48 protein-coding genes are annotated in these 26132 nt (G+C 52.2%); 7 read left to right on the forward strand and 41 right to left on the reverse strand.

The features are described from left to right. Positions 1 to 203: 203 nt before the first annotated feature. Positions 204 to 758 (forward strand): gamma carbonic anhydrase family protein, encoded by a 555-nt coding sequence (locus HMPREF3142_RS01475; protein ID WP_008807065.1) that lies wholly within the window; start codon positions 204 to 206, stop codon positions 756 to 758. Here the strand turns inward: HMPREF3142_RS01475 and HMPREF3142_RS01480 are convergent. The 6 genes from HMPREF3142_RS01480 to dprA are packed head-to-tail and all read right to left on the reverse strand — an operon-like array spanning position 734 to position 4525. Then, the gene (locus tag HMPREF3142_RS01480; RefSeq protein ID WP_012967156.1) at positions 734 to 991 is read right to left on the reverse strand and encodes a DUF1488 family protein; all 258 of its coding nucleotides are present in this window, start codon (positions 989 to 991) and stop codon (positions 734 to 736) included. The two genes, HMPREF3142_RS01475 and HMPREF3142_RS01480, sit on opposite strands and share 25 nt — an antisense overlap. Next, positions 988 to 1806, reverse strand: a complete 819-nt coding sequence (aroE, locus tag HMPREF3142_RS01485; RefSeq protein WP_032733869.1) for a shikimate dehydrogenase — start codon at positions 1804 to 1806, stop codon at positions 988 to 990. The genes HMPREF3142_RS01480 and aroE overlap by 4 nt, the downstream gene beginning before the upstream one ends. Positions 1807 to 1809: 3 nt before the next feature. Continuing rightward, a complete protein-coding gene (gene tsaC, locus HMPREF3142_RS01490) occupies positions 1810 to 2382 on the reverse strand; it encodes an L-threonylcarbamoyladenylate synthase type 1 TsaC (protein ID WP_008807062.1) in 573 nt (190 codons plus the stop codon). Positions 2383 to 2386: 4 nt separating this feature from the next. Beyond that, positions 2387 to 2929 carry a DNA topoisomerase family protein gene (locus HMPREF3142_RS01495; RefSeq protein WP_004145330.1) on the reverse strand — a complete coding sequence of 181 codons (543 nt, stop codon included), beginning with the start codon at positions 2927 to 2929 and terminating at the stop codon, positions 2387 to 2389. Between the two features lie 26 nt (positions 2930 to 2955). Beyond that, positions 2956 to 3429, reverse strand: a complete 474-nt coding sequence (smg, locus tag HMPREF3142_RS01500; protein WP_008807060.1) for a DUF494 family protein Smg — start codon at positions 3427 to 3429, stop codon at positions 2956 to 2958. Next, complete coding sequence (dprA, locus tag HMPREF3142_RS01505) at positions 3401 to 4525, reverse strand: DNA-protecting protein DprA (protein ID WP_008807059.1); 1125 nt, start codon at positions 4523 to 4525, stop codon at positions 3401 to 3403. Before dprA ends, smg begins: the two co-directional genes overlap by 29 nt. 128 nt (positions 4526 to 4653) lie before the next feature. Here dprA and def point away from each other — a divergent pair, with 128 nt between their 5' ends. From def to mscL, 5 genes are all read left to right on the forward strand, one after another. Further along, a complete protein-coding gene (def, locus tag HMPREF3142_RS01510) occupies positions 4654 to 5163 on the forward strand; it encodes a peptide deformylase (protein WP_008807058.1) in 510 nt (169 codons plus the stop codon). Positions 5164 to 5177: 14 nt separating this feature from the next. Continuing rightward, entirely contained in the window at positions 5178 to 6125 is a 948-nt protein-coding gene (gene fmt / locus HMPREF3142_RS01515; protein WP_008807057.1) for a methionyl-tRNA formyltransferase, read from the forward strand. Positions 6126 to 6177: 52 nt separating this feature from the next. After that, a complete protein-coding gene (gene rsmB, locus HMPREF3142_RS01520; RefSeq protein ID WP_008807056.1) occupies positions 6178 to 7473 on the forward strand; it encodes a 16S rRNA (cytosine(967)-C(5))-methyltransferase RsmB in 1296 nt (431 codons plus the stop codon). Positions 7474 to 7486: 13 nt separating this feature from the next. Then, positions 7487 to 8863 (forward strand): Trk system potassium transporter TrkA, encoded by a 1377-nt coding sequence (gene trkA / locus HMPREF3142_RS01525; protein ID WP_008807055.1) that lies wholly within the window; start codon positions 7487 to 7489, stop codon positions 8861 to 8863. A 140-nt stretch (positions 8864 to 9003) separates the two neighbouring features. Beyond that, on the forward strand, positions 9004 to 9417 hold the full coding sequence (mscL, locus tag HMPREF3142_RS01530) for a large-conductance mechanosensitive channel protein MscL (RefSeq protein WP_004145325.1): 414 nt from the start codon (positions 9004 to 9006) through the stop codon (positions 9415 to 9417). Here the strand turns inward: mscL and HMPREF3142_RS27215 are convergent. From HMPREF3142_RS27215 to HMPREF3142_RS29230, 32 genes are all read right to left on the reverse strand, one after another. Then, positions 9353 to 9631, reverse strand: a complete 279-nt coding sequence (locus tag HMPREF3142_RS27215; RefSeq protein WP_008807054.1) for an alternative ribosome-rescue factor A — start codon at positions 9629 to 9631, stop codon at positions 9353 to 9355. The two genes, mscL and HMPREF3142_RS27215, sit on opposite strands and share 65 nt — an antisense overlap. A 57-nt stretch (positions 9632 to 9688) precedes the next feature. Continuing rightward, entirely contained in the window at positions 9689 to 10114 is a 426-nt protein-coding gene (gene zntR / locus HMPREF3142_RS01535) for a Zn(2+)-responsive transcriptional regulator (protein WP_008807053.1), read from the reverse strand. Positions 10115 to 10116: 2 nt separating this feature from the next. After that, on the reverse strand, positions 10117 to 10485 hold the full coding sequence (locus HMPREF3142_RS01540) for a DnaJ family domain-containing protein (protein ID WP_070611428.1): 369 nt from the start codon (positions 10483 to 10485) through the stop codon (positions 10117 to 10119). A 108-nt stretch (positions 10486 to 10593) separates the two neighbouring features. Further along, positions 10594 to 10980, reverse strand: coding sequence for a 50S ribosomal protein L17 (gene rplQ, locus HMPREF3142_RS01545; protein ID WP_002919206.1), 387 nt, complete (start codon positions 10978 to 10980; stop codon positions 10594 to 10596). A 40-nt stretch (positions 10981 to 11020) separates the two neighbouring features. Beyond that, positions 11021 to 12010: a DNA-directed RNA polymerase subunit alpha gene (locus HMPREF3142_RS01550; protein ID WP_002919219.1), complete on the reverse strand. Its 990-nt coding sequence runs from the start codon at positions 12008 to 12010 to the stop codon at positions 11021 to 11023. Positions 12011 to 12035: 25 nt separating this feature from the next. Then, the gene (gene rpsD, locus HMPREF3142_RS01555) at positions 12036 to 12656 is read right to left on the reverse strand and encodes a 30S ribosomal protein S4 (protein WP_002919224.1); all 621 of its coding nucleotides are present in this window, start codon (positions 12654 to 12656) and stop codon (positions 12036 to 12038) included. A gap of 33 nt (positions 12657 to 12689) precedes the next feature. Beyond that, positions 12690 to 13079 carry a 30S ribosomal protein S11 gene (gene rpsK, locus HMPREF3142_RS01560; RefSeq protein WP_004388621.1) on the reverse strand — a complete coding sequence of 130 codons (390 nt, stop codon included), beginning with the start codon at positions 13077 to 13079 and terminating at the stop codon, positions 12690 to 12692. Positions 13080 to 13095: 16 nt separating this feature from the next. Further along, the gene (gene rpsM, locus HMPREF3142_RS01565) at positions 13096 to 13452 is read right to left on the reverse strand and encodes a 30S ribosomal protein S13 (protein WP_002919259.1); all 357 of its coding nucleotides are present in this window, start codon (positions 13450 to 13452) and stop codon (positions 13096 to 13098) included. A gap of 146 nt (positions 13453 to 13598) precedes the next feature. Continuing rightward, on the reverse strand, positions 13599 to 13715 hold the full coding sequence (gene rpmJ / locus HMPREF3142_RS27220; protein ID WP_000868187.1) for a 50S ribosomal protein L36: 117 nt from the start codon (positions 13713 to 13715) through the stop codon (positions 13599 to 13601). Between the two features lie 33 nt (positions 13716 to 13748). Further along, positions 13749 to 15080, reverse strand: a complete 1332-nt coding sequence (gene secY, locus HMPREF3142_RS01570) for a preprotein translocase subunit SecY (protein ID WP_008807050.1) — start codon at positions 15078 to 15080, stop codon at positions 13749 to 13751. Positions 15081 to 15087: 7 nt separating this feature from the next. Beyond that, positions 15088 to 15522 carry a 50S ribosomal protein L15 gene (gene rplO, locus HMPREF3142_RS01575; protein ID WP_002919516.1) on the reverse strand — a complete coding sequence of 145 codons (435 nt, stop codon included), beginning with the start codon at positions 15520 to 15522 and terminating at the stop codon, positions 15088 to 15090. Between the two features lie 3 nt (positions 15523 to 15525). Continuing rightward, positions 15526 to 15705 carry a 50S ribosomal protein L30 gene (gene rpmD / locus HMPREF3142_RS01580; RefSeq protein ID WP_001140434.1) on the reverse strand — a complete coding sequence of 60 codons (180 nt, stop codon included), beginning with the start codon at positions 15703 to 15705 and terminating at the stop codon, positions 15526 to 15528. A gap of 3 nt (positions 15706 to 15708) precedes the next feature. Next, positions 15709 to 16212: a 30S ribosomal protein S5 gene (gene rpsE, locus HMPREF3142_RS01585; RefSeq protein WP_000940121.1), complete on the reverse strand. Its 504-nt coding sequence runs from the start codon at positions 16210 to 16212 to the stop codon at positions 15709 to 15711. A 14-nt stretch (positions 16213 to 16226) separates the two neighbouring features. After that, positions 16227 to 16580, reverse strand: coding sequence for a 50S ribosomal protein L18 (gene rplR / locus HMPREF3142_RS01590; protein WP_006817270.1), 354 nt, complete (start codon positions 16578 to 16580; stop codon positions 16227 to 16229). A gap of 9 nt (positions 16581 to 16589) precedes the next feature. Next, positions 16590 to 17123 carry a 50S ribosomal protein L6 gene (rplF, locus tag HMPREF3142_RS01595; RefSeq protein WP_008807049.1) on the reverse strand — a complete coding sequence of 178 codons (534 nt, stop codon included), beginning with the start codon at positions 17121 to 17123 and terminating at the stop codon, positions 16590 to 16592. Between the two features lie 12 nt (positions 17124 to 17135). Continuing rightward, on the reverse strand, positions 17136 to 17528 hold the full coding sequence (gene rpsH / locus HMPREF3142_RS01600; RefSeq protein WP_008807048.1) for a 30S ribosomal protein S8: 393 nt from the start codon (positions 17526 to 17528) through the stop codon (positions 17136 to 17138). Between the two features lie 33 nt (positions 17529 to 17561). After that, on the reverse strand, positions 17562 to 17867 hold the full coding sequence (gene rpsN, locus HMPREF3142_RS01605; RefSeq protein WP_002919667.1) for a 30S ribosomal protein S14: 306 nt from the start codon (positions 17865 to 17867) through the stop codon (positions 17562 to 17564). Between the two features lie 14 nt (positions 17868 to 17881). Further along, entirely contained in the window at positions 17882 to 18421 is a 540-nt protein-coding gene (gene rplE, locus HMPREF3142_RS01610) for a 50S ribosomal protein L5 (RefSeq protein ID WP_003031123.1), read from the reverse strand. 14 nt (positions 18422 to 18435) lie between these two features. Next, positions 18436 to 18750: a 50S ribosomal protein L24 gene (gene rplX, locus HMPREF3142_RS01615; protein WP_003031122.1), complete on the reverse strand. Its 315-nt coding sequence runs from the start codon at positions 18748 to 18750 to the stop codon at positions 18436 to 18438. Positions 18751 to 18760: 10 nt separating this feature from the next. Then, the gene (rplN, locus tag HMPREF3142_RS01620) at positions 18761 to 19132 is read right to left on the reverse strand and encodes a 50S ribosomal protein L14 (protein WP_002919748.1); all 372 of its coding nucleotides are present in this window, start codon (positions 19130 to 19132) and stop codon (positions 18761 to 18763) included. A gap of 165 nt (positions 19133 to 19297) precedes the next feature. Further along, a complete protein-coding gene (gene rpsQ / locus HMPREF3142_RS01625) occupies positions 19298 to 19552 on the reverse strand; it encodes a 30S ribosomal protein S17 (RefSeq protein WP_004106347.1) in 255 nt (84 codons plus the stop codon). Beyond that, positions 19552 to 19743 carry a 50S ribosomal protein L29 gene (rpmC, locus tag HMPREF3142_RS01630; protein ID WP_002919754.1) on the reverse strand — a complete coding sequence of 64 codons (192 nt, stop codon included), beginning with the start codon at positions 19741 to 19743 and terminating at the stop codon, positions 19552 to 19554. Before rpmC ends, rpsQ begins: the two co-directional genes overlap by 1 nt. Then, the gene (gene rplP / locus HMPREF3142_RS01635; protein ID WP_002919759.1) at positions 19743 to 20153 is read right to left on the reverse strand and encodes a 50S ribosomal protein L16; all 411 of its coding nucleotides are present in this window, start codon (positions 20151 to 20153) and stop codon (positions 19743 to 19745) included. Before rplP ends, rpmC begins: the two co-directional genes overlap by 1 nt. 12 nt (positions 20154 to 20165) lie before the next feature. Next, positions 20166 to 20864, reverse strand: coding sequence for a 30S ribosomal protein S3 (rpsC, locus tag HMPREF3142_RS01640; RefSeq protein WP_002919766.1), 699 nt, complete (start codon positions 20862 to 20864; stop codon positions 20166 to 20168). A gap of 17 nt (positions 20865 to 20881) precedes the next feature. Further along, the gene (gene rplV, locus HMPREF3142_RS01645; RefSeq protein ID WP_002919773.1) at positions 20882 to 21214 is read right to left on the reverse strand and encodes a 50S ribosomal protein L22; all 333 of its coding nucleotides are present in this window, start codon (positions 21212 to 21214) and stop codon (positions 20882 to 20884) included. A 14-nt stretch (positions 21215 to 21228) separates the two neighbouring features. Next, positions 21229 to 21507 (reverse strand): 30S ribosomal protein S19, encoded by a 279-nt coding sequence (gene rpsS / locus HMPREF3142_RS01650; protein ID WP_001138115.1) that lies wholly within the window; start codon positions 21505 to 21507, stop codon positions 21229 to 21231. Between the two features lie 16 nt (positions 21508 to 21523). Beyond that, entirely contained in the window at positions 21524 to 22345 is an 822-nt protein-coding gene (gene rplB, locus HMPREF3142_RS01655) for a 50S ribosomal protein L2 (RefSeq protein ID WP_002919786.1), read from the reverse strand. A 17-nt stretch (positions 22346 to 22362) separates the two neighbouring features. Next, the gene (gene rplW, locus HMPREF3142_RS01660) at positions 22363 to 22665 is read right to left on the reverse strand and encodes a 50S ribosomal protein L23 (RefSeq protein WP_000617546.1); all 303 of its coding nucleotides are present in this window, start codon (positions 22663 to 22665) and stop codon (positions 22363 to 22365) included. Next, entirely contained in the window at positions 22662 to 23267 is a 606-nt protein-coding gene (rplD, locus tag HMPREF3142_RS01665) for a 50S ribosomal protein L4 (protein ID WP_002919794.1), read from the reverse strand. The genes rplW and rplD overlap by 4 nt, the downstream gene beginning before the upstream one ends. 10 nt (positions 23268 to 23277) lie before the next feature. Further along, positions 23278 to 23907 carry a 50S ribosomal protein L3 gene (rplC, locus tag HMPREF3142_RS01670; protein ID WP_002919796.1) on the reverse strand — a complete coding sequence of 210 codons (630 nt, stop codon included), beginning with the start codon at positions 23905 to 23907 and terminating at the stop codon, positions 23278 to 23280. A 32-nt stretch (positions 23908 to 23939) separates the two neighbouring features. Beyond that, positions 23940 to 24251: a 30S ribosomal protein S10 gene (gene rpsJ / locus HMPREF3142_RS01675; RefSeq protein ID WP_001181005.1), complete on the reverse strand. Its 312-nt coding sequence runs from the start codon at positions 24249 to 24251 to the stop codon at positions 23940 to 23942. 209 nt (positions 24252 to 24460) lie between these two features. Further along, complete coding sequence (locus tag HMPREF3142_RS29230) at positions 24461 to 24619, reverse strand: hypothetical protein (RefSeq protein WP_153242722.1); 159 nt, start codon at positions 24617 to 24619, stop codon at positions 24461 to 24463. A 13-nt stretch (positions 24620 to 24632) separates the two neighbouring features. On the opposite strand from HMPREF3142_RS29230, the gene HMPREF3142_RS01680 reads away from it, so the two are divergent. Continuing rightward, positions 24633 to 25118 carry a prepilin peptidase gene (locus HMPREF3142_RS01680; protein ID WP_070611430.1) on the forward strand — a complete coding sequence of 162 codons (486 nt, stop codon included), beginning with the start codon at positions 24633 to 24635 and terminating at the stop codon, positions 25116 to 25118. On the opposite strand, the gene bfr is transcribed toward HMPREF3142_RS01680, so the two are convergent. The 3 genes from bfr to HMPREF3142_RS27230 form a co-directional block, all read right to left on the reverse strand. Further along, positions 25102 to 25578, reverse strand: coding sequence for a bacterioferritin (bfr, locus tag HMPREF3142_RS01685; protein ID WP_004206792.1), 477 nt, complete (start codon positions 25576 to 25578; stop codon positions 25102 to 25104). The genes HMPREF3142_RS01680 and bfr overlap by 17 nt on opposite strands. Positions 25579 to 25651: 73 nt before the next feature. Further along, a complete protein-coding gene (bfd, locus tag HMPREF3142_RS27225) occupies positions 25652 to 25846 on the reverse strand; it encodes a bacterioferritin-associated ferredoxin (protein ID WP_004152415.1) in 195 nt (64 codons plus the stop codon). A 179-nt stretch (positions 25847 to 26025) separates the two neighbouring features. Then, a partial coding sequence (locus tag HMPREF3142_RS27230) for an EF-Tu C-terminal domain-related protein (RefSeq protein WP_001691594.1) occupies positions 26026 to 26132 on the reverse strand: 107 nt, incomplete at its 5' end.

Raw genomic sequence — 26132 nt, forward strand, 5'->3', positions numbered from 1 at the left:
CATCTGCCGTGTCAGTGGGAGCGCATTATAGGGATCCCATTTTTTTGCACAAGCCTTTTTTCGATCTTTTTTTCTGAATGGTGATTTTTCACCCTTTTCGTCGCGTAATTGCACGATTTGCTCAATTTTCACCGTTTTCAGGGGTTGCACAGGGAGATAAAAGCCACCAAAGTCTTCTTACATTCCCGTATTTTGAGGTCTATATGTCTGCTCAGCTGCGCCCCTATAAAGCATTTTTCCCACAAATCGGTCTTCGCGTCATGATTGACGCATCCAGCGTTGTTATCGGTGATGTCAGAATTGCCGATGATGTCAGCGTCTGGCCTCTGGTGGCTATTCGCGGCGACGTCAACTATGTATCGATAGGTCAACGCAGCAATATTCAGGACGGTAGCGTTCTCCATGTGACTCATAAGTCCTCTTATAAGCCGGAGGGAAATCCGCTGATCATTGGTGAGGATGTAACTGTTGGTCATAAAGTGATGCTGCACGGCTGCACTATCGGCAACCGCGTGCTGGTTGGTATGGGTTCGATCTTATTAGATGGTGTCGTCGTTGGCGATGACGTCATGATTGGTGCAGGCAGTTTGGTACCGCAGAACAAACAACTGGAAAGCGGCTACCTTTACTTTGGCAATCCGGTCAAACAGATCCGCCCCCTGACGGAGACGGAACGGGAAGGACTGAAGTATTCAGCAAATAACTATGTGAAATGGAAAAATGAATACCTGGATCAGGATAACCAGATCCAGCCCTGAGCATCTTCCTGACCATCGCGGATCAATGCTTCCACCTCTTCCTCTAGATCCCAACGATGTTCCTGGAAGGCGGCCAGCCACTGCGCTGGCCCCTCTGCGCTAAAACGCTGCTGCAGGCTCTGCCCTGAAATTGCGCAGGTTAATTGCATCCCATTGACCAGCACAGGAAAAACCACACCCTGCCGTTCGGCATCCCATGATTCCCGGTCAGGAAACTGAATCGCCTGATTCATGCATTCAGTTCCTGCTGCAGCGTTTCGATGACCGGAGCGATAGCCGGCAGGACGCCGTGCCATAGCAGAACAGCATGGGCGGCTTGCGCCACCAGCATTCCCAGCCCATCAGCACAGTGGACTGCGCCATACTGCTGGCACCAGTGAAGAAACGGTGTTGGCCCTTTCTGGTAAAACATGTCATAGCAATACACGTCAGCGTTGACAACAGATGCCGGGATAGCCGGTACATCACCGTCTATTCCACTGGACGTCGCATTGATGATCAGATCGAATGTTTCCCCGGATAAGGTATCCATCTCCCTTGCGCTGACGCTCCCGGTATGGGCGAAGAGAGTGGCTAACTCATGGGCACGAGAATAGGTGCGATTCACGATCGTGACGGCACATCCCAGCGACAGAAGCGGCAAAAGAACCCCGCGTGATGCACCACCAGCACCTACCAGCAGGATCCGCTGGCGCGGCTTAATGAACCCCAGGCGTTCCAGATCGCTCAGGAGGCCAATACCGTCGGTGTTGTCCCCCAGTAAACGGCCATCTTCCAGGCGTTTCAGGGTGTTTACTGCTCCCGCCAGCGCAGCGCGTTCTGTCAGCTCGTCCGCGCGCGCAAAAGCTTCCTCTTTAAAAGGAACAGTGACGTTGGCCCCCTTTCCTCCTTCTGCAAAGAACTGATTCAGAGAAGAGACAAAATCGTCCAGTGGCGCCAGCACACGTCCATAAGGATGAGTAATCCCTAACTGGCGGGCAAACAGCTGATGAATAGAAGGCGACTTGCTGTGCGCGATCGGATTACCAAAAACGGCATAGGTTTCCATGGTTCACCCCTGGCGGAACAGTTTACCCGTCAGGGCATCACGGATTTCAGATGGATTTTGCCGTCCACCCGTGGCGCCATCCACAACCGGGAAGCTGTCACCAAACTGAGCATGAACCTCTGCGGTGGTACGACACGGTGGTTGCCCGGTGAGATTGGCGCTCGTCGAGACCAGCGGTTTTCCGTAAGCTTCGCACAATTCAATCACCAGCGGATGGTTGGTCACGCGTACGGCCAGCGAATCAAAACGCCCCGTCAGCCAGCGCGGCGTTTCAGGACGCGCCGGGAATACAAACGTCACCGGTCCCGGCCAGCAGGAAAAGATAGCGTCCCGCTGCGAGTCACTTAACCGTGAATCATCAACATAAGGCTTCAACTGCTCAAAGCTGGCGGCGATAAGGATCAATCCCTTGTCAACAGGACGCTGCTTCAGCTCCAGCAGACGCATGACGGCCGTTTCGCTGTCTGGATCGCAGCCAACGCCAAAAACGGCTTCTGTGGGGTAGGCGATGACATGTTCATTTTTCAGTACCGCCACGGCATGGGCGACGGTTTCTGAGGGCAGGTTATTGTTCACTGATTTATTCCGCCGGGATCGGCTTTCCACATTGTTTACTGGCACAGAAGCGTCTGAGCCCCTGCGCCGTCTTCTTTTCAATTAACAGCGGGTAATGGCATTCAGGGCATTCGCCCGCTACCGGTTTAAAATTGATAACGAACTGGCAATCAGGGTAGCGATCGCAGGAATGAAAGGTTTTACCGAAACGAGAGCGACGCTGGACCAGATGCCCTTGTCCACATTGCGGACAGGCGATAGCGGTCTCATCGGGTTTATCAATCAGCTCGGTATGCTCGCATTCGGGATAGCGACTGCAGCCGATAAACATACCAAAGCGCCCCTGGCGTAACACCATGACAGCGCCGCAAGATGGGCACTCCTGTCCCTCCAGCACCTTAACGATATGACCGTCCGCCTGACTTTTCAGGGGACGGATATAGTCACAGTCCGGATAATGCGAACAACCGAGAAACGGGCCATGTTTCCCGGAACGGATCACCAGTTCAGCCCCGCACTGCGGGCAGGGCTCATTTTTACGCACCGAAAACAGTGCTGATTTGGTCATAACAACTCGATGTTGCTGCAAAAAGATTAATGCAGCATACCTTCATTTACTTCGAAGAGTAATTCTTCCATTTGCTGATAGGCGTTTTCACAGCCCGGAATGTTGAACAGTACCATCAGGATGACCCATTTCAGGTCTTCCAGTTCAAATTCAGCTGTATCCAGCGCCAGGACGCGCTCTATCACCATTTCTCGCGTTTCGAGGTTCAACACCTGAATCTGCTCGAGGAAGAGTAAAAATCCCCGGCAACTGGCATCCAGACGCTGGCACTCCTCTTCGGTATACACCCGAAGCGACAGCGGGTCGGAAGCGAGCTGCATGGGTTCAACGAGACCTTCCTGATAATCAGCCAGTTTCTCGAGCCACATTAACGCGTTATAGATATCTTCCCGCTCAAAGCCTGCATCGGTAAGATCCCGCGTCAGTTTGTCCTGATCCACGCGCATTTCTGCTTCGTTATGGATGTAAGTTTCAAACAAATACATGAGTACGTCGAACATGGCTTGCCCTCCTTAATCGGACATAGCCGCCGGGTACAGCTGCGATCCAGCCTGCTAACTCCAGTTCAAGTAGCTGAGCTACGGTTACTGGCACAGATTGGCCGGCACGTTCAGCGACAACGTCAACAGGTGTTACCTCATCTCCTACGTTAGCCAGGAGCTCCGGAAATGGCAATGCTACAGACGGCTGATCGGCGCAATTATTTATCGAATCAGACGTATCAGTAAGCCAGGCCAGCTCGTTTTGCCAGTACTCCACGATATCCTCTGGCGAGGTCACCGGTACCGCGCCTTGCTTGATTAACCAGTGCGGACCTTCAGATCCCGGATTACCAATCGGGCCAGGCAGGGCGAACACATCTCTTCCCTGCTCCAGGGCGCAACGGACGGTGACCAGCGATCCGCTTCGCAACGCCGCCTCAATCACCAGCACGCCCAAACTTAAGCCGCTGATAATACGGTTACGTCGGGGAAAATGAGCGGGAAGCGGCGGCGTAATGAGTGGAAATTCAGAGACCAGCGTACCGCCATTGTCGATGATCTGTTGGGCGAGGTTTGCATGGCGCCGCGGATAAACCTGTTCCAGCCCGTTGCCCAGCACCGCGATGGTTTTCCCCTCCGCGGCCAGCGCGCCGCGGTGCGCAACGCCATCAATGCCTAACGCCAGCCCACTGGTGATGGTGATCCCTCTACGCGCCAGCGTTTCGCTGAACAGTTTTCCCCAGCGGGCGCCATACCAGGAGTGCAAACGGCTGCCAATAACGGCAAGCTGCGCGCTGTGAAGCAGGGCGGGGTCGCCACTGACCAGCAACGCGCCGGGGTAATCAGCGATAGCCCTTAGCCGCAACGGATAGCGCGGATCGTCAGCCCGTAACAGATGATGATCCGGGTGTTCCAGCCAGCGCTGCGTCTCGTCAAGCTCCCGCTCGTCAAACCGTAAAAATGGCTTCACCTGCGCCGTGGTCATCCCAACGGCATGTAGCGCTTCACTATCCACGAAAGCGGCTGCGCATAACCGCTGCGCAATATCCAGCATCCTGTCGCCATACAAATTATTGACCTTCATCAGCCGCAGCCAAATCTCGTCGGGCGTCATCCTTACCCCCTGCCATAAGCGGCATTGACAATCTTTGCGATTGGACAGTGAGACTGTCAATTGCAGGGGGTTTTGTCTAGAATAGAGCTAATAATCTTATCAACTCCTGAATACGACTCTGGAACTTTATGGCAGTTTTGCAAGTGTTACATATTCCGGACGAGCGCCTTCGCAAAGTCGCCGAGCCGGTCAAAGAAGTGAATGCGGAAATTCAGCGTATCGTCGATGATATGTTCGACACCATGTACGCCGAGGAAGGCATCGGTCTGGCCGCAACCCAGGTCGATATCCATCAGCGCATCATCGTGATCGATGTGTCGGAAAATCGTGAAGAGCGGCTGGTGTTAATCAACCCGGAGCTACTGGAAAAAGACGGCGAAACCGGTATTGAAGAAGGCTGCTTGTCCATTCCGGAACAGCGTGCTCTGGTACCCCGTGCGGAAAAAGTGAAGATCCGTGCGCTGGATCGCGACGGTAAGCCGTTTGAGCTGGAGGCCGATGGCCTGCTGGCGATCTGTATCCAGCATGAAATGGATCACCTGGTTGGCAAACTGTTTATTGACTATCTGTCACCGCTCAAACAACAGCGCATTCGTCAGAAGGTTGAGAAACTGGATCGTTTACGTTCCCGTGCCTGATAACAAGGAATACCGTGTCACATTCACTACGTATCATTTTCGCCGGCACCCCCGATTTTGCAGCGCGTCATCTTGACGCGTTGTTGTCGTCTGAACATCAGATCGTTGGCGTGTTTACTCAGCCAGACCGTCCCGCGGGACGCGGCAAAAAATTGATGCCGAGCCCGGTAAAAGTGCTGGCTGAAGCCCATGACGTCCCCGTATTCCAGCCATCGTCTCTTCGTCCGCAGGAGAACCAACAGCTCGTCGCCGATTTAGGCGCCGATATCATGGTGGTGGTGGCGTATGGTCTGATCCTGCCAAAAGCGGTGCTTGAGATGCCGCGTCTGGGCTGCATCAACGTTCATGGCTCCCTGCTGCCGCGCTGGCGTGGCGCCGCGCCGATCCAGCGTTCGCTGTGGGCGGGCGATAGCGAAACCGGCGTGACCATCATGCAGATGGACGTCGGCCTTGATACGGGTGACATGCTGTATAAGCTTTCCTGCCCCATTACCGCTGAGGATACCAGCGGCAGCCTGTACGATAAGCTGGCCGGCCTCGGCCCACAGGGACTGCTGACAACCTTAGCGCAACTGGCAAACGGAACGGCACAGCCTGAAGTCCAGGACGAGTCACTCGTCAGTTATGCCGAGAAGCTGAGTAAAGAAGAGGCCCGCATCGACTGGTCGCTTTCCGCTGCACAGCTGGAACGTTGCATCCGGGCGTTTAATCCTTGGCCAATGAGCTGGCTGGAGATTGACGGGCAGCCAGTCAAAGTCTGGCGGGCATCGGTTATTGCCGAAGCCACGCACGCCGAGCCGGGAACAATAGTGGCAGCAACCAAACAGGGTATTCAGGTCGCCACGGGTGATGGGATCCTCAGTCTGGAATCACTACAGCCAGCGGGTAAAAAAGCGATGAGCTCGCAGGACTTACTCAATTCCCGCCGGGAGTGGTTCATCCCTGGTACCCGTCTCGCCTGACGGTTGTCTCTTTAAAAGCCCGGGTTAGCCGGGCATTTTTATTTTTGCGCTTATGAAAAACAAAATAAACTTACGCAGTCTGGCCGCCCAGGCTATCGAGCAAGTGGTAGAACAAGGTCAGTCTTTGAGCAACGTTCTGCCCCCTCTGCAGCAGAAAGTCAGCGATAAAGACAAAGCGCTGTTGCAGGAGCTGTGCTTTGGCGTATTGCGTACGCTCAGTCAGCTTGAGTGGCTTATCAACAAGCTGATGGCGCGTCCGATGACCGGCAAACAGCGCACCGTGCATTTTCTGATCATGGTTGGGCTTTATCAGTTGCTCTATACCCGTATTCCTCCGCATGCCGCACTGGCGGAAACGGTAGAAGGCGCGGTGGCCATTAAACGCCCGCAGCTTAAAGGGCTGATCAACGGCGTGCTACGCCAGTTCCAGCGCCAGCAGGAAGCGTTATTAGTCGAATTTGCTGAGCATGAAAACCGCTATCTTCATCCCAAATGGCTGCTGAAACGCCTGCAGCAGGCCTGGCCGCAGCAGTGGCAGGAGATCGTCGATGCGAACAACCAGCGCCCGCCGATGTGGCTGCGCGTTAACCGCAACCATCATTCCCGGGATGAATGGCTTGCTCTGCTTAAAGAGGCCGGCTTAGAGGGCTTCACCCATCCTGACTATCCCGACGCCGTGCGTCTGGCCACCCCTGCCCCAGTCCATGCGTTGCCAGGTTTTGCCGAAGGCTGGGTCACCGTCCAGGATGCCTCGGCCCAGGGCTGTATGCGCTACCTGCTGCCGGAAAATGGCGAACGCATTCTCGATCTTTGCGCCGCACCGGGCGGCAAGACGACGCATATTCTGGAGGTTGCCCCGCAGGCTCAGGTCATGGCGGTGGATATTGATGAACAGCGTCTGTCACGCGTCTATGACAACCTGAAACGGCTGGGCATGAAAGCCGAAGTCAAACAGGGCGATGGTCGCTTCCCTGAGCAGTGGTGTGGCAACGAACAGTTCGATCGTATTCTGCTGGATGCCCCCTGCTCCGCCACCGGCGTCATTCGCCGCCATCCGGATATCAAATGGCTGCGCCGGGATCGGGATATCGCCGAGTTAGCCCAGCTGCAGGCCGAGATCCTGAATGCCACCTGGGAGCACCTGAAACCAGGCGGTACGCTGGTTTACGCTACCTGTTCTATTCTGCCGGAAGAGAATAGTCAGCAAATTTCCGCCTTCCTCGCACGAACCCCGGATGCTGAACTTCATGCAACCGGTACGCCGGCGAGCCCCGGGCAGCAAAATCTGCCGGGCCCGGAAGAAGGTGATGGCTTCTTTTACGCTAAGCTAATCAAACGTCGGAATTAATGGGTCACTGCAGATGAAGATTATTATTCTGGGCGCCGGCCAGGTCGGCGGCACGCTGGCGGAAAACCTTGTCGGCGAGAACAATGATATTACGCTGGTTGATACCAATGGCGACCGTCTGCGCAGCCTGCAGGATAAGTTCGACCTGCGTGTCGTCCAGGGACATGGCTCTCACCCTCGCGTACTGCGCGAGGCGGGGGCCGATGATGCCGATATGCTGGTAGCGGTCACCAGTTCGGATGAAACCAATATGGTGGCCTGTCAGGTCGCCTACTCATTATTCAATACCCCAAACCGTATTGCGCGTATTCGTGCGCCAGATTACGTTCGTGATGCGGATAAGCTCTTTAATTCTGAAGCGGTGCCTATCGATCACTTAATCGCTCCGGAACAGCTGGTCATCGACAATATTCACCGGCTGATCGAATATCCCGGCGCGCTGCAGGTCGTGAACTTCGCCGAAGGGAAAGTCAGCCTCGCCGTAGTAAAAGCCTATTACGGTGGTCCGCTGGTAGGGAATGCGTTGTCCACCATGCGGGAGCATATGCCGCATATCGATACGCGTGTGGCCGCTATTTTCCGCCACGATCGTCCTATTCGCCCACAGGGTTCGACGATTGTGGAAGCCGGCGATGAAGTATTCTTTATTGCCGCCTCGCAGCATATTCGCGCGGTCATGAGCGAACTGCAGCGACTGGAAAAGCCGTATAAGCGTATTATGCTGGTCGGCGGGGGCAATATTGGCGCGGGTCTGGCCCATAAGCTGGAAAAAGATTACAGCGTCAAGCTTATCGAACGTAATCAGCAGCGAGCCGCTGAGCTTGCGGAAAAGCTGCAGCATACAATCGTCTTCTACGGTGATGCATCGGACCAGGAGCTGCTGGCTGAAGAGCATATTGACCAGGTGGACCTGTTTATTGCCGTCACTAACGACGATGAAGCAAACATTATGTCGGCGATGCTGGCGAAGCGAATGGGCGCGAAAAAAGTGATGGTGCTGATCCAGCGCAGAGCCTACGTGGATCTGGTCCAGGGCAGTGTCATTGATATCGCGATATCACCTCAACAGGCCACAATTTCCGCACTCCTCAGCCATGTTCGTAAAGCCGATATTGTCGGCGTCTCCTCCCTTCGCCGCGGTGTTGCCGAAGCGATTGAGGCCGTGGCGCACGGTGATGAGAGCACCTCCCGGGTGGTCGGGCGTTCGATCGATGAGATCAAGCTGCCGCCAGGTACGATCATCGGCGCCGTTGTGCGGGGCAACGACGTAATGATCGCGAATAATAATCTGCGGATCGAGCAGGGCGATCATGTGATCATGTTTTTGACCGATAAGAAGTTTATTTCCGATGTAGAAAGGCTGTTCCAGCCAAGTCCTTTCTTCCTGTAATTCCCAGGGCGCCGAACAGGCGCCTTTTTATTATCCCTTATTATTCAAAGGTTAATATTTTGCGGTAACTATCTACTGGGAATGGCAAATGAAAATACATTTGTTAAACTTACAACGTCAGCTGGCACAAGGAGAATAAAATGAGTTTTTTAAAAGAGTTTCGCGAATTCGCGATGCGCGGGAACGTTGTCGATTTGGCAGTGGGTGTGATCATCGGTGCAGCATTCGGTAAAATTGTTTCATCGCTGGTCGCAGATATTATTATGCCACCACTCGGCCTGTTGATTGGCGGGATCGATTTTAAACAGTTTGCCGTCACGCTACGTGATGCCCAGGGCGATGTCCCGGCTGTCGTGATGCATTATGGGGTATTCATTCAGAACGTTTTCGATTTCATCATCGTCGCGTTTGCCATCTTCATGGCGATTAAACTGATGAATAAGTTAAATCGTAAGAAAGAAGAGGCTCCGGCGGCGCCGCCAGCTCCTTCTAAAGAAGAAGTCCTGCTGAGCGAAATTCGCGATCTGCTGAAAGAGCAAAACAACCGTTCTTAATCAGCACCGAAAGCAGAAGGCCAGTGGTAAAAAAGCGATTCGCTTGCTTGCCACTGGCCTCCCGGTCAATCCTTCCTGCATGTTTATCTTTACGTTGATAGCTTCCTTTCCCTTTCTTGTTTTTCTCTACACGCTGCCTGAATAACGGATCGTGGAGAAGTGCCTCAATGGCGTTATCTTTAATTTGCCCTTTAGTATGCTGATAGCGACTCATATAAACTCCAGTGCATGTGTGAATTCCGCGCGAGTGTAGATCCGCGCGATGAAAAAATCAACGTCCCGTACCGCCATTGCTGGCGCCTTGTTCAAGGGCCTCAAGAATCGAACAATAAACACTACTGTGCGCAGTCCCACAGCAGGCATCATTAAGCCGCTGCAAAGAGCGACGCATCGTCTGTAACTCTTTGATCCGCGCCTCGACTTCGCTTAATCGCGCCTGAACGATCCCTTTCGATTCCTGGCAGGTATGGTGCTCCGGATCGATACGGATCGACAATAATTCGCGGATCGCTTCCAGAGTGAAGCCCAGCTGACGGGCATAGCGAATAAAGCGTAGCCGCTGAAGATCGTTATCCGAGTAAAGACGAAATCCCCCCTCGGTGCGCACGTCATGATCCATCATTTGCTGTTTCTCATAATAACGGATGGTATCTGGCGTGACGTCAGCCAGCTTAGCCAGCTCACCAATACGATACATATTTACTCCTGATTCATTCTTTGTAGCAAAGCCTCGGCATACTCACCGCGTAAAAAGTCGGTACTCAGGCCAGCCTGACGAAGCTTCAGTTCGAGCAAGGCAAGCCGTTTGCTCAGTTCAGCATGACGCGGATCGTCCTGGCGGACGCCCTTCAGTAAATCAGCCAGTGCCACCGCTTCTCTTCGCTGCTCCAGCTCCGGGGGAAGGCATCCAGCATTCTTCAGAAGGCGATAACCTGCCCGCAGCTCCGCCGGCACATGCGAATCGTCATCGAGAGTCAGCGGCACGCCGCTGCCGGGTAAGTTATCGAACTCACCTTTAGTTTGGGCATCGAGGATATGGCGTTCCGCCCACTGATCCAGTAACCACATTCTACGGCTCCGGGGGATGAACAAAAAGAGTACAGATAGTGTAGTGAAGTGGGGATGCGGTAGATATAAAAAAACCCGCCGGGGCGGGTTTTTTTACGTTACTACAGATTACTCTGCAGCAGCTTCTGCTTTCGGCTCAGCACGATCAACCAGCTCGATGTATGCCATCGGCGCGTTGTCGCCTGCACGGAAGCCACACTTCAGAATGCGAGTGTAACCACCGGCGCGGCTCGCGAAACGCGGGCCCAGCTCGTTAAACAGTTTTGCCACGATCTCGTTATCACGAGTGCGGGCGAATGCCAGACGACGATTAGCAACGCTATCAGTCTTGGCAAGAGTAATCAGCGGCTCAACTACGCGACGCAGTTCTTTCGCTTTCGGCAGGGTCGTCTTGATGATTTCATGACGAACCAGCGAACCTGCCATGTTACGGAACATAGCCTGGCGATGGCTGCTGTTGCGGTTCAGTTGACGACCACTCTTACGATGGCGCATGACCTTATCCTTCTCAGTAAAACCTTAACCTGTGATCCGGTTACTCGTCAGCAATGCTTGCTGGTGGCCAGTTTTCCAGGCGCATGCCCAGAGACAGTCCACGGGAAGCCAGCACGTCTTTAATCTCAGTAAGAGATTTTTTACCCAGGTTCGGCGTTTTCAGCAACTCAACCTCGGTACGCTGTACCAGATCACCGATATAGTGGATAGCTTCTGCCTTGAGGCAGTTAGCAGAGCGGACAGTCAATTCCAGATCGTCAACAGGGCGCAGCAGGATCGGATCGAACTCTGGTTTCTCTTCTTTCACTTCTGGCTGACGTACATCACGTAAGTCAACAAAAGCTTCCAGTTGTTCAGCCAGAATGGTTGCCGCACGACGAATCGCCTCTTCAGGATCGATTGTGCCGTTGGTTTCCATTTCGATGACCAGCTTGTCCAGGTCGGTACGCTGTTCTACACGCGCAGCTTCAACATTGTAGGCAATACGCTCTACAGGGCTGTAGCAGGCGTCGACCAGCAGACGGCCGATTGGGCGCTCATCTTCTTCCGAATGAATTCGGGCAGAAGCCGGCACATAACCGCGACCGCGCTGAACTTTGATACGCATGCTAATAGCAGCGTTCTCATCAGTCAGGTGGCAAATCACGTGCTGCGGCTTGACGATTTCGACATCACCGTCGTGGGTAATGTCGGCTGCAGTCACAGGGCCAATGCCAGATTTATTCAAAGTAAGGATGACTTCATCTTTACCCTGAACTCTCACCGCCAGCCCTTTCAGGTTGAGCAGGATTTCAAGGATGTCTTCCTGAACGCCTTCTTTGGTGCTGTACTCGTGCAGTACACCATCAATCTCAACCTCGGTCACCGCGCAACCCGGCATCGATGAGAGCAGAATACGGCGCAGTGCGTTACCCAGAGTATGGCCGAAGCCACGCTCTAAAGGCTCAAGGGTCACCTTGGCGTGCGTCGAACTCACTTGCTCGATATCGACCAGGCGCGGTTTTAGAAACTCTGTCACAGAACCCTGCATTGTGTCCTCTCTTTGGTACTAAGCTTTACTTGGAGTAAAGCTCGACGATCAGGTGTTCGTTAATGTCCGCAGACAGATCAGAACGCTCCGGCTGACGCTTGAACGTACCTTCCATCTTGCCAGCATCAACTTCCAGCCAGGTTGGCTTTTCACGCTGCTCAGCCAGCTCCAGAGCGGCTTTCACGCGAGATTGCTTTTTCGCTTTCTCACGAATGCTGACAACGTCATTCGCTTTAACCTGATAAGAAGCGATGTTAACAACACGACCGTTTACCATAATCGCTTTGTGGCTAACCAGCTGGCGTGCTTCAGCACGAGTGGCGCCGAAGCCCATACGGTATACAACGTTGTCCAGACGACCTTCCAGCAGAGCCAACAGGTTTTCACCGGTGTTGCCTTTCAGACGTGCTGCTTCTTTATAGTAGTTACGGAACTGACGCTCCAGCACACCGTACATACGGCGAACTTTTTGCTTTTCACGCAACTGCACACCATAGTCAGACAGACGCGGTTTACGCGCACCGTGCTGGCCAGGAGCTTGTTCAATTTTACACTTGGTATCGATCGCGCGAACGCCAGACTTAAGGAATAAGTCGGTGCCCTCACGACGGCTCAGCTTGAGCTTAGGACCCAAATATCTTGCCATTTTCTTTCTCCAACTAACCTGGAAAACGTAGCGTTATACGCGACGTTTTTTCGGCGGACGACAACCGTTATGAGGGATCGGAGTCACATCAGTAATATTAGTGATGCGGAAACCAGCGGCGTTCAGTGCACGAATGGTAGATTCGCGACCCGGACCCGGACCTTTGACCATAACTTCCAGATTCTTGATGCCGTATTCTTTTACGGCTTCTGCGCAACGCTCTGCTGCAACCTGAGCTGCAAACGGAGTGGATTTGCGAGAACCACGGAAACCGGAACCACCGGCTGTTGCCCAACCCAGTGCGTTACCCTGACGATCAGTGATAGTAACGATGGTGTTGTTAAAAGAAGCATGGATATGAGCCACGCCATCAGAGACTTGTTTTCTTACACGCTTACGTGCACGAACTGGTGCCTTTGCCATTATTCAATCACCCCGATTATTTCTTGATCGGTTTACGCGGACCCTTACGGGTACGTGCGTTGGTCTTGGTACGCTGACCGCGAACCGGAAGACCACGACGATGGCGTAAACCACGGTAGCAACCAAGGTCCATCAGACGCTTGATGCTCAGGGTGATTTCACGGCGCAGATCACCTTCAACGACAAATTTACCTACTGCTTCACGCAGAATATCAATTTGTTCTTCAGACAGCTCACTGATCTTAACATTTTCAGCGATGCCCGTTTCAGCGCAGATAGCTTTAGAACGGGTTTTGCCGATACCGAAAATAGCGGTTAAAGCGATTACGGTATGTTTGTGATCAGGAATGTTAATGCCTGCTATACGGGCCACTATGCACTCCTACTATTTAATATGTACGTACCATGCTGAAAAGCCCGTTTTCAGGATACTCAAATGGAAACGTACAGACATACAAAAGATTGGCTGGCTAATCTAGCCAGCTCAATCCAACTTTGCAAGAAAAATATGCGAATAAATCAGCCTTGGCGCTGTTTATGCTTCGGCTCGGCACTGCAAATCACACGGATGACGCCATCACGCTTAACGATTTTGCAGTTACGGCATAATTTCTTGACGGAAGCACGAACTTTCATTTTTACTCTCCGTAACTTCTCGGGCGACCAGTTTTAACGGCCGTAGCCTTTCAGGTTCGCCTTCTTCAATGCAGACTCATACTGACTGGACATCATCAGAGTTTGCACTTGAGCCATAAAGTCCATAATCACGACAACAACGATAAGCAGCGATGTCCCACCGAAGTAGAACGGCACTTTCATCGCGTCACGCATGAACTCCGGGATCAGGCAGATAAAAGTAATATACAACGCACCAACCAGAGTCAGGCGAGTCATCACTTTATCGATATACTTCGCCGTTTGCTCTCCCGGACGAATTCCTGGTACAAATGCACCGGACTTCTTCAGGTTATCTGCTGTTTCACGCGGGTTGAAAACCAACGCCGTGTAGAAGAAACAGAAGAAGATGATTGCAGACGCATAGAGTAACACATAAAGCGGTTGCCCAGGCTGCAAATACAGCGAAATTGTTGTCAGCCAGTTCCAACCAGTACCACCCCCGAACCATGACGTGATGGTTGCCGGGAACAGTATAATACTGGAAGCGAAGATTGCCGGGATTACCCCCGCCATATTCACTTTCAGCGGTAAATGTGTGCTCTGTGCAGCATAGACACGACGACCCTGCTGCCGTTTCGCGTAGTTTACCACAATGCGGCGTTGACCACGTTCAACGAATACAACAAAGAAGGTCACTGCAAATACTAATACTGCAACCAACAGCAACAGGAGGAAGTGCAGGTCGCCTTGACGCGCTTGCTCGATAGTATGGGCGATGGCCGGCGGGAGTCCCGCAACGATCCCGGCGAAGATCAGGATCGAGATACCGTTACCGATACCGCGTTCAGTGATCTGTTCGCCGAGCCACATCAGGAACATAGTCCCTGTGACCAGACTTACAACAGCGGTGAAATAGAACGCAAAGCCTGGATTAATCACCAGGCCCTGCATACCAGGCATATTCGGCAGACCGGTAGCAATACCGATCGACTGGAATATCGCCAGCACCAGAGTACCGTAGCGGGTGTACTGGCTGATCTTACGACGACCAGACTCCCCTTCTTTCTTCAGCTCTGCCAGCGGTTGGTAAACCACCGTCAGCAGCTGCACGATGATAGATGCCGAGATATACGGCATAATCCCCAGTGCAAAGATAGAAGCACGGCTGAGAGCACCACCAGAGAACATGTTGAACATTTCAATGATGGTGCCTCGCTGTTGCTCAAGCAGTTTGGCAAGTACAGCGGCATCAATACCAGGGATCGGAATAAAAGAGCCAATACGGAACACTATCAGCGCACCGACCACAAACAGAAGTCTGCGTTTCAGTTCGCCAAGGCCACCTTTGGCACTTTGAAAATCTAATCCCGGTTGTTTAGCCATCTGCTACTTATTCCTCAATTTTACCGCCAGCAGCTTCGATAGCAGCACGAGCACCTTTAGTCACACGCAGGCCACGAACAGTTACCGGACGAGTTACCTCACCAGACAGGATCACTTTCGCGAACTCGATCTGGACACCGATAATGTTTGCCGCTTTCAGCGCGTTCAGGTCTACTACATCGCCTTCTACGTGAGCCAGATCGGAGAGACGGATCTCTGCGGTGATCATCGCTTTACGAGAAGTGAAGCCGAATTTCGGCAGACGACGGTACAGAGGCATCTGACCACCCTCGAAACCGCGACGTACGCCACCGCCAGAACGAGACTTCTGACCTTTGTGACCACGACCACCGGTTTTACCGAGGCCAGAACCGATACCACGACCCAGGCGTTTACCCGCCTTTTTGGAGCCTTCGGCCGGAGACAGAGTATTTAAACGCATCTCTTACTCCTCAACTTTAACCATGAAGGAAACCGCGTTGACCATACCACGAACAGCAGGAGTATCCTCGCGCTCTACGGTGTGACCAATACGACGCAGACCCAGGCCAAGCAGTGTTGCCTTGTGTTTCGGCAGACGACCGATTGCACTGCGGGTTTGAGTAATTTTAATAGTCTTTGCCATGGTTTATTTCCCCAGAATTTCTTCAACGGATTTACCACGCTTGGCAGCGACCATTTCTGGAGAATTCATATTTTCCAGGCCATCAATAGTTGCACGAACCACGTTGATCGGGTTGGTGGAACCGTATGCTTTAGCCAGAACGTTATGAACCCCAGCAACTTCCAGAACGGCGCGCATTGCACCACCGGCGATGATACCGGTACCTTCGGAAGCTGGCTGCATGAATACACGAGAACCCGTGTGAACACCTTTAACCGGGTGTTGCAGGGTGCCGTTGTTCAGCGCGACGTTAATCATGTTGCGACGGGCTTTTTCCATCGCTTTCTGGATCGCTGCTGGAACTTCACGCGCTTTACCGTAACCAAAACCAACGCGACCGTTACCATCACCAACTACAGTCAGAGCTGTGAAGGAGAAAATACGACCACCTTTAACGGTTTTAGATACGCGGTTTACCGCGATCAGCTTTTCCTGCAGTTCGCCAGCTTGTTTTTCGATGTGAGCCATCTTACACCTCTACCTTAGAACTGAAGGCCAGCTTCACGGGCAGCATCTGCCAGTGCCTGGACACGACCATGATATTGGAACCCGGAACGGTCAAAGGAAACATCTTTGATGCCTTTTTCCAGAGCGCGTTCAGCAACAGCTTTACCCACAGCTGCAGCCGCGTCTTTGTTACCGGTGTACTTCAGTTGTTCAGAGATAGCTTTTTCTACAGTAGAAGCAGCTACCAGAACTTCAGAACCATTCGGAGCAATTACCTGTGCGTAAATATGACGCGGGGTACGATGTACCACCAGGCGAGTTGCACCCAGCTCCTGGAGCTTGCGGCGTGCGCGGGTCGCACGACGGATACGAGCAGATTTCTTATCCATAGTGTTACCTTACTTCTTCTTAGCCTCTTTGGTACGCACGACTTCGTCGGCGTAACGAACACCCTTGCCTTTATAAGGCTCAGGACGACGGTAGGCGCGCAGATCTGCTGCAACCTGGCCGATCACCTGCTTATCAGCGCCTTTCAGCACGATTTCAGTTTGAGTCGGACATTCTGCAGTGATACCGGCCGGCAGCTTATGTTCAACAGGATGAGAGAAACCTAAAGCCAGGTTTACTACATCCCCTTTAACCGCTGCACGATAGCCTACACCAACCAGCTGAAGCTTTTTAGTGAAGCCTTCGGTAACACCGATAACCATTGAGTTCAGCAGGGCACGCGCGGTACCAGCCTGAGCCCATCCGTCTACGTAACCATCACGCGGACCGAAGGTCAGAGCATTATCTGCATGTTTAACTTCAACAGCATCGTTGAGAGTACGAGTCAGCTCGCCATTTTTACCTTTGATCGTAATAACCTGACCGTTGACTTTAACATCAACGCCGGCAGGAACAACGACCGGTGCTTTAGCAACACGAGACATTTTTTCCTCCGATTAGGCTACGTAGCAGATAATTTCGCCACCAAGACCAGCCTGGCGCGCTGCACGATCAGTCATAACACCTTTAGAGGTAGAAACAACTGCGATACCCAGACCCGCCATAACTTTCGGCAGCTCATCTTTACGTTTGTAGATGCGCAGACCTGGGCGGCTGACACGCTGAATGCTTTCTACAACAGCTTTACCCTGGAAATACTTAAGAGTCAGTTCCAGTTCCGGCTTGATGTCGCCTTCAACTTTAAAATCTTCAATAAAGCCTTCTTCCTTCAGCACGTTGGCAATTGCCACTTTCAGCTTGGAGGAAGGCATGGTGACCGCAGCTTTATTCGCGGCCTGACCGTTACGGATACGGGTCAGCATATCCGCGATCGGATCTTGCATGCTCATCTGTCTTTACTCCCGTGATTCAATTGGTGACAATTACCAGCTAGCCTTTTTCAGACCCGGGATTTCACCGCGCATAGCGGCTTCACGGACCTTAATACGGCTCAACCCGAACTTCCGCAGGAAACCATGCGGACGACCTGTTTGACGGCAGCGATTACGCTGACGAGACGGGCTGGAATCACGCGGCAGAGTCTGCAGCTTGAGAACAGCGTTCCAACGATCTTCGTCGGTTGCGTTCACATCAGAGATGATAGCTTTCAGTTCAGCGCGTTTAGCGAAGAATTTATCAGCTAAAGCCACGCGCTTTACTTCGCGTGCTTTCATTGATTGCTTAGCCATTAAGTAACCCTACCTTACTTGCGGAACGGGAAGTCAAAGGCAGCCAGCAGAGCGCGGCCTTCTTCATCAGATTTCGCAGTAGTGGTAATGGTAATATCCAAACCACGAACGCGGTCGACTTTATCGTAGTCGATTTCTGGGAAGATGATCTGCTCACGGACACCCATGCTGTAGTTACCACGGCCGTCGAAAGACTTAGCGGACAAGCCACGGAAGTCACGGATACGCGGTACAGCAATAGTGATCAGGCGCTCAAAGAACTCCCACATGCGCTCGCCGCGCAGAGTTACTTTACAGCCGATCGGATAGCCCTGACGGATTTTGAAGCCTGCAACTGATTTGCGTGCTTTGGTGATCAGCGGTTTTTGACCGGAGATTGCTGTCAGGTCAGCTGCTGCGTTATCCAGCAGTTTCTTGTCAGCGATCGCTTCACCAACACCCATGTTCAGGGTGATCTTCTCGACCCGAGGGACTTGCATGACAGAATTGTAGTTAAACTCAGTCATGAGTTTAGCGACTACTTCGTCTTTGTAGTAATCATGCAGTTTCGCCATCGTACTACTCCAAATTACTTGATAGTTTCGCTATTAGATTTGAAGAAACGGACTTTTTTGCCGTCTTCGAATCTAAAGCCTACACGGTCAGCCTTGCCGGTTGCCGCGTTGAAGATAGCAAGGTTAGAGATCTGAATAGCTGCTTCTTTCTCTACAATGCCGCCTGGTTGGTTCAGGGCCGGAACCGGCTTCTGATGTTTCTTAACCAGGTTGATACCTTCAACAATGACCTTGCCGGAAGACAGGACATTTTTTACTTTACCGCGTTTACCTTTATCTTTACCGGTTAACACGATAACTTCGTCATCACGACGGATTTTAGCTGCCATGATTCGCTCCTTAGAGTACTTCTGGTGCCAGAGAGATAATTTTCATGAACTTCTCGGTACGAAGTTCACGAGTTACCGGCCCAAAAATACGCGTACCGATAGGCTGCTCGCTGTTATTGTTCAGAATAACGCATGCATTACCATCGAAGCGAATGACAGAACCGTCCGGGCGACGAACACCCTTCTTGGTGCGCACCACTACCGCCTTCAGCACATCACCTTTTTTGACCTTACCACGCGGAATTGCTTCCTTGATGGTGATCTTGATGATGTCGCCTACGCCTGCGTAGCGACGGTGCGAGCCACCCAGAACCTTGATACACATTACGCGACGTGCACCGGAGTTGTCGGCGACGTTCAGCATAGTCTGTTCTTGGATCATTTTAGTGCTCCGCTAATGTCAACTACTACTGAGACCCGAAAATTAGGGTCGTTAAAAAGCCCCATATCGAGGGCGCGGCATTATAACACCACAAACCAGATATGGGTAGAAAAAATAAACGGCTCATCGCTGAGCCGTTTATCCGTATCGAGAATGCGTACTCTATTACAGAACCGCTTTCTCTACAACGCGAACCAGCGTCCAGGACTTAGTCTTGGACAGCGGACGGCATTCGCGGATTTCAACCACGTCACCGATACCGCATTCGTTGTTCTCGTCATGTACGTGCAGTTTGGTCGTACGTTTGATGAATTTGCCGTATACCGGGTGTTTCACCATACGTTCGATAGCAACAACAATGGATTTCTCCATTTTGTCGCTAACTACGCGACCTTGCAGAGTACGGATTTTATCGGTCATTACGCACCCGCCTTCTGAGTCAGTAAAGTCTTAACGCGTGCAACATCACGACGCACTTGCTTCAGCAGATGAGTCTGTTGCAGCTGGCCACTTGCAGCCTGCATACGCAGGTTGAACTGCTCACGCAGCAGGTTCAGCAGCTCAGCGTTCAGCTCTTCAACGCTTTTTTCACGCAGCTCTTTTGCTTTCATTACATCACCGTCTTAGTTACAAAGGTGGTTTTGATCGGCAGTTTCGCTGCTGCCAGGCCGAATGCTTCACGGGCCAGCTCTTCCGGTACGCCGTCCATTTCATACAGGACTTTACCCGGCTGAATCAAGGCAACCCAGTACTCCACGTTACCTTTACCTTTACCCATACGAACTTCCAGCGGCTTCTCGGTGATCGGTTTGTCCGGGAATACACGGATCCAGATCTTACCTTGACGCTTAACTGCACGGGTCATAGCACGACGTGCTGCTTCGATCTGACGGGCAGTCAGACGACCACGGCCAACAGCTTTCAGACCGAAAGTGCCGAAGCTAACATCCGTACCCTGCGCCAGACCACGGTTGCGGCCTTTGTGCACTTTACGGAATTTTGTACGCTTTGGTTGTAACATCAGCGACGCTCCTTATTTACGGCCTTTACGCTGCTGCTTTTTAGGTTGAGCAGCCGGTTCCGGTTGTTCAACAGCAGCCATACCACCCAGGATCTCACCTTTGAAGATCCATACCTTAACGCCGATTACACCGTAAGTGGTGTGCGCTTCAGAGGTGTTGTAGTCGATGTCAGCACGCAGAGTGTGCAGCGGTACGCGACCTTCACGGTACCATTCGGTACGTGCGATTTCCGCGCCGCCCAGACGGCCGCTAACTTCAACTTTGATACCTTTAGCGCCCAGACGCATTGCGTTCTGTACAGCACGCTTCATCGCACGACGGAACATAACGCGACGTTCCAGCTGAGAAGTGATGCTGTCAGCAACCAATTTAGCGTCCAGTTCAGGCTTACGAACTTCGGCAATATTGATCTGTGCAGGTACGCCAGCGATATCCGCTACGACCTTGCGCAGTTTTTCTACGTCTTCGCCTTTCTTACCGATAACGATACCCGGGCGAGCAGTGTGAATGGTCACACGGATGCTCTTAGCCGGACGCTCGATAACGATGCGAGATACAGACGCTTTAGCCAGTTCTTTTGTCAGGAACTGACGTACTTTAAAATCGCTGTCCAGGTTGTCAGCGAATTCTTTGGTGTTCGCGAACCAGGTAGAGTTCCATGGTTTGACAATACCCAGGCGAATACCATTAGGATGTACTTTCTGACCCATTGCTAGTCTCCAGAGTCTCAGCGATCGGACACAACCACAGTGATGTGGCTGGTGCGCTTCAGGATGCGATCTGCACGACCTTTAGCACGCGGCATAATGCGCTTCATGCTCGGGCCTTCGTCTACGAAAATTTTCGCAACTTTCAGATCATCAATGTCAGCGCCATCGTTGTGTTCAGCGTTAGCAATGGCAGATTCCAGTACCTTCTTGACCAGTACAGCAGCTTTTTTGTTGGTGTAGGTCAGAATATCCAGGGCCTGCGACACTTTCTTACCGCGAATCAGGTCAGCTACGAGGCGAACCTTCTGAGCAGAAGAACGAGCATGGCGATGTTGAGCTAAAGTTTCCATCTCTTCCTCCTACCTTATTTCTTCTTCGCTTTTTTATCAGCAGCGTGGCCGCGATAAGTACGAGTCGGTGCGAATTCACCCAGTTTGTGACCAACCATTTCGTCGGAAACAAAGACTGGAACGTGCTGACGACCATTATGGACAGCGATGGTCAAACCGATCATGTTAGGAAAGATCGTTGAACGACGGGACCAAGTGCGCAGGGGCTTCTTGTCTCCGCTTTCCACCGCTTTCTCTACCTTCTTCAGCAAGTGCAGGTCAATAAAAGGACCTTTCTTGAGAGAACGTGGCATGGCTTATCCTCTAAAATTATTTGCTACGGCGACGTACGATGAATTTATCAGTACGCTTGTTGCTGCGGGTCTTCTTACCTTTGGTCTGCAGGCCCCACGGGGATACCGGGTGCTTACCAAAGTTACGACCTTCACCACCACCATGTGGGTGGTCTACTGGGTTCATCGCAGTACCGCGAACGGTAGGACGAACACCACGCCAGCGTGCAGCACCTGCTTTACCCAGAACGCGCAGCATATGCTCAGCATTGCCAACTTCGCCCAGAGTAGCGCGGCAGTCTGCTTCGACTTTACGCATTTCACCAGAACGCAGACGCAGGGTGACATAAGCACCATCACGAGCAACGATCTGAACGTAAGTACCAGCGGAACGTGCCAGCTGACCGCCTTTACCTGGTTTCATTTCTACGTTATGAACGGTAGAACCAACCGGGATATTGCGCATCGGCAGGGTGTTGCCTGCTTTGATTGCAGCATCAACGCCAGACTGAATCTGGTCACCAGCTTTCAGGCCTTTCGGGGCCAGGATGTAACGGCGCTCGCCGTCTTTGTACAGAACCAGCGCGATGTTCGCGGAGCGGTTCGGATCGTACTCAAGACGTTCAACAACTGCCGGGATACCATCTTTGTTGCGTTTGAAGTCAACAATACGGTAAGCCTGCTTGTGGCCACCACCGATATGACGGGTGGTGATACGGCCATTGTTGTTACGACCACCGGATTTGCTGTTTTTTTCCAGCAACGGAGCAAAAGGTTTGCCCTTGTGCAGCTCTGGGTTAACCACTTTAACGACGTGGCGACGACCCGGAGATGTCGGTTTACATTTAACAACTGCCATTGTATTACTCCTCCGACTTACTCAGCGCCGCCAACGAAGTCCAGATTCTGGCCTTCCTTCAGGGTGACGTAAGCTTTTTTCCAGTCGCTACGACGACCGATACGCTGTCCGTGACGTTTAACTTTCCCTTTAACTACCAGGGTGTTAACGACTTCGACTTCGACTTCAAACAGTTTCTGCACAGCAGCTTTGATTTCTGCTTTGGTCGCGTCTTTAGCAACTTTGAGAACGATGGTGTTTGTTTTTTCCATCGCAGTAGACGCTTTTTCAGAAACGTGCGGTGCGCGCAGCACCTTCAGCAGACGTTCTTCACGAATCATGCCAGCATCTCCTCAACTTGCTTAACAGCATCAGCAGTCATTACGACTTTGTCGAAGGCGATCAGGCTAACCGGGTCGATACCGTTCGCATCACGTACGTCAACCTTGTGCAGGTTACGTGCGGCCAGGAACAGGTTCTCGTCCAGCTCACCGGTGATGATCAGCACATCTTCCAGAGCCATGTCTTTCAGTTTCTGTGCCAGCAGCTTAGTTTTCGGCGCTTCAACAGAGAACTTCTCGACAACGATCAGACGATCCTGACGTACCAGTTCGGACAGAATGCTTTTCAGCGCGCCGCGGTACATCTTCTTGTTAACTTTTTGACTGTGGTCCTGCGGACGAGCAGCGAAGGTCACGCCACCGGAACGCCAGATCGGGCTCTTGATAGAACCAGAACGCGCACGGCCGGTACCTTTCTGGCGCCACGGTTTTTTACCGGAGCCAGTGATTTCAGCACGAGTCTTCTGAGCACGAGTGCCCTGACGCGCACCAGCTGCATAAGCAACAACAACCTGGTGAACCAGCGCTTCGTTGAAATCACGACCGAAGGTAGTTTCGGAAACAGTCAGCGCGCTCTGCGCGTCTTTCAATACTAATTCCATTGCTATCTCCTCACGCCTTCACAGCTGGTTTAACGATCAGGTCGCTACCGGTAGCACCCGGGACAGCACCTTTAACCAGCAGCAGGTTGCGCTCAGCGTCAACACGTACTACGTCCAGGCTCTGAACGGTTACACGCTCATTACCCAGCTGACCTGCCATTTTCTTGCCTTTGAACACTTTGCCCGGAGTCTGGTTCTGACCGATAGAACCCGGAACGCGGTGAGACAAGGAGTTACCGTGAGTAGCGTCCTGGGTACGGAAGTTCCAGCGCTTAACGGTACCAGCAAAACCTTTACCTTTAGAGGTACCGGTTACGTCAACTTTTTTAACGTCAGCAAACAGTTCAACGCTAATGTTCTGACCTACGGTGAATTCTTCGCCGTCAGCAAGACGGAATTCCCACAGACCACGGCCAGCTTCAACGCCAGCTTTAGCGAAGTGACCCGCTTCCGGCTTGGTTACACGGTTAGCTTTTTTAGCACCGGTGGTAACCTGGATTGCGCGGTAGCCGTCGTTAGCCAGGTCTTTAACCTGAGTAACGCGGTTTGCTTCAACTTCGATTACGGTTACTGGGATAGATACGCCATCTTCAGTGAAGATGCGGGTCATGCCCACTTTTTTACCGACTAAACCAATCATTGTTTCAACCTCTCAATCGCTCGATGACCTGATTAACCCAGGCTGATCTGCACGTCTACACCGGCAGCCAGATCCAGACGCATCAGAGCATCAACGGTTTTTTCAGTTGGCTCAACGATGTCAACCAGACGCTTGTGAGTGCGAATCTCGTACTGATCACGCGCGTCTTTGTTGACGTGCGGGGAGATCAGAACGGTAAAGCGCTCTTTGCGGGTCGGCAGCGGGATCGGACCACGGACTTGCGCACCAGTGCGCTTAGCAGTCTCGACGATTTCCGCGGTTGATTGATCGATCAGACGATGATCAAACGCTTTAAGGCGGATACGGATTCTTTGGTTCTGCATGAGACCAGAGCTCCAATTATTTTATAGACGAAATGATTACTCCTCATACCCATTACGATTGATGGGAGAGTGTAACCGTTCTTACATAGTCCCCCGATTGGGGACATTGTTTGATAGCAAAAAGCACTATCAGGGTTCATATCGAACCGGCTGTCAACTTTGACAGGCCCGCGCATTATACGCAAATTCTGGCACGACGCAAGCGCTGTTTAGAAAATCATCACCGGGATTTGCGCGTCTTCACGATAGTGCGCTGTGCAAGCGCCGTAACGCTGCCAATAAATCCGCAAAGCGCCATCCACTCTCGAAAATTGCATTTTGCCCTGCGCCGAGCCGATAAGCATAGTGAGGCCATGTTCATTGCTCATCACGGGGTAACCTATGCTCGCCGCCCTCCCCTTCTTACTGTGCTATAGCGGATTGACGCTAGCATTGTGTCAGCAGGACCTCCGTTACGGCTTGCTGCCAGACCGTTTCACCTGTCCCCTGCTATGGAGCGGCTTGCTTTTTTATCTCTGTCTGGCGCCGCATCAGCTCAACGAGGCTGTCTGGGGAGCACTAGCCGGCTATCTCTCGTTTGCCGCCCTTTATTGGCTATACCGCAGGGTCCGTGGGCATGAAGGATTAGGCTATGGCGATATAAAATATCTCGCCGCCCTTGGGGCCTGGCATGGCTGGCGAATGCTGCCGCAGCTGGTGCTGGTAGCGTCATTGCTCGCCAGCATGGCGTGGGTGATATTGGGACTGTCCGCCAGGTGCGGCGGCAACAGAAAATGGGAAAAGAATAACCCGCTGCCATTTGGGCCATTTCTGGCGGCAGCAGGTTTCTGGTGCGGGTGGCAAACGCTGGCTAATCTGACACTTTGATCTGCGACTGCAGGTAATTTTGCAGGCCAATTTTGCCAATGAGATCGAGTTCGGTTTCCAGCCAGTCGATATGGCCTTCTTCATCCGCCAGGATCTCAATCATCATATCGCGGCTGACATAGTCATGTACGCTGTCGGCATAGGCGATCGCTTCACGCAGGTTTTGCGCGCCTTCCAGCTCCAGGCGTAAATCTGACTGCAGCATCTCTTCCACATCTTCACCGATGCCAAGTTTGCCGAGATCCTGCAGATTAGGAATGCCTTCGAGGAAAAGAATACGCTCGATGTACTTATCGGCGTGCTTCATTTCATCAATTGATTCGTGGTACTCAATATCGTTGAGGCGCATCAGACCCCAGTTTTTGAACATTCTCGCATGGAGAAAGTACTGATTGATTGCGACCAGCTCATTTCCCAATAATTTATTGAGATAACTTATGATTTTGACATCACCTTTCATTATATAGTCCCTCCGCTTCCACTTATTGAAGCGTAGTCCGGCCTATAGGGATGTCAAAAGAGAAGCGCGGACTTCAGGCGATTTCTTTGAATTCCGGCATGGTGGTTAATTCATCTTCCATCACTTCACGTGCAGCTCGAACACACTTACCGCATTGATTTCCAACGGGAACAAACTTACGTAATTGCTGAAAAGATTGCGGTTGAAACTGGCGAACAACCTGGCGAATTTTTTTATCGCTAACGCCATTGCACAAACAAACGTACATATAAACTCCCGTTCAATTTATGCACAAATATTAAATGAGAATAGTTATGATTACAATAGACCATTTGCGCATTATCCGCCGCAGCGCACGTTATGAATGGTGTGTTGTACACGTTATTTCGCGGAACTGCGCGCAGCAAAAAGGGCGCCGAAGCGCCCTTTTTATTCGAAGCTAACGAATTAGCCCAGAACTTTAGCTACAACGCCCGCGCCAACGGTACGGCCGCCTTCACGGATTGCGAAACGCAGACCGTCGTCCATCGCGATCGGGTGGATCAGGGTAACAA

Source organism: Klebsiella sp. HMSC16C06 (genome assembly GCF_001808325.1).
Taxonomy (GTDB): Bacteria; Pseudomonadota; Gammaproteobacteria; order Enterobacterales; family Enterobacteriaceae; genus Klebsiella; species Klebsiella variicola.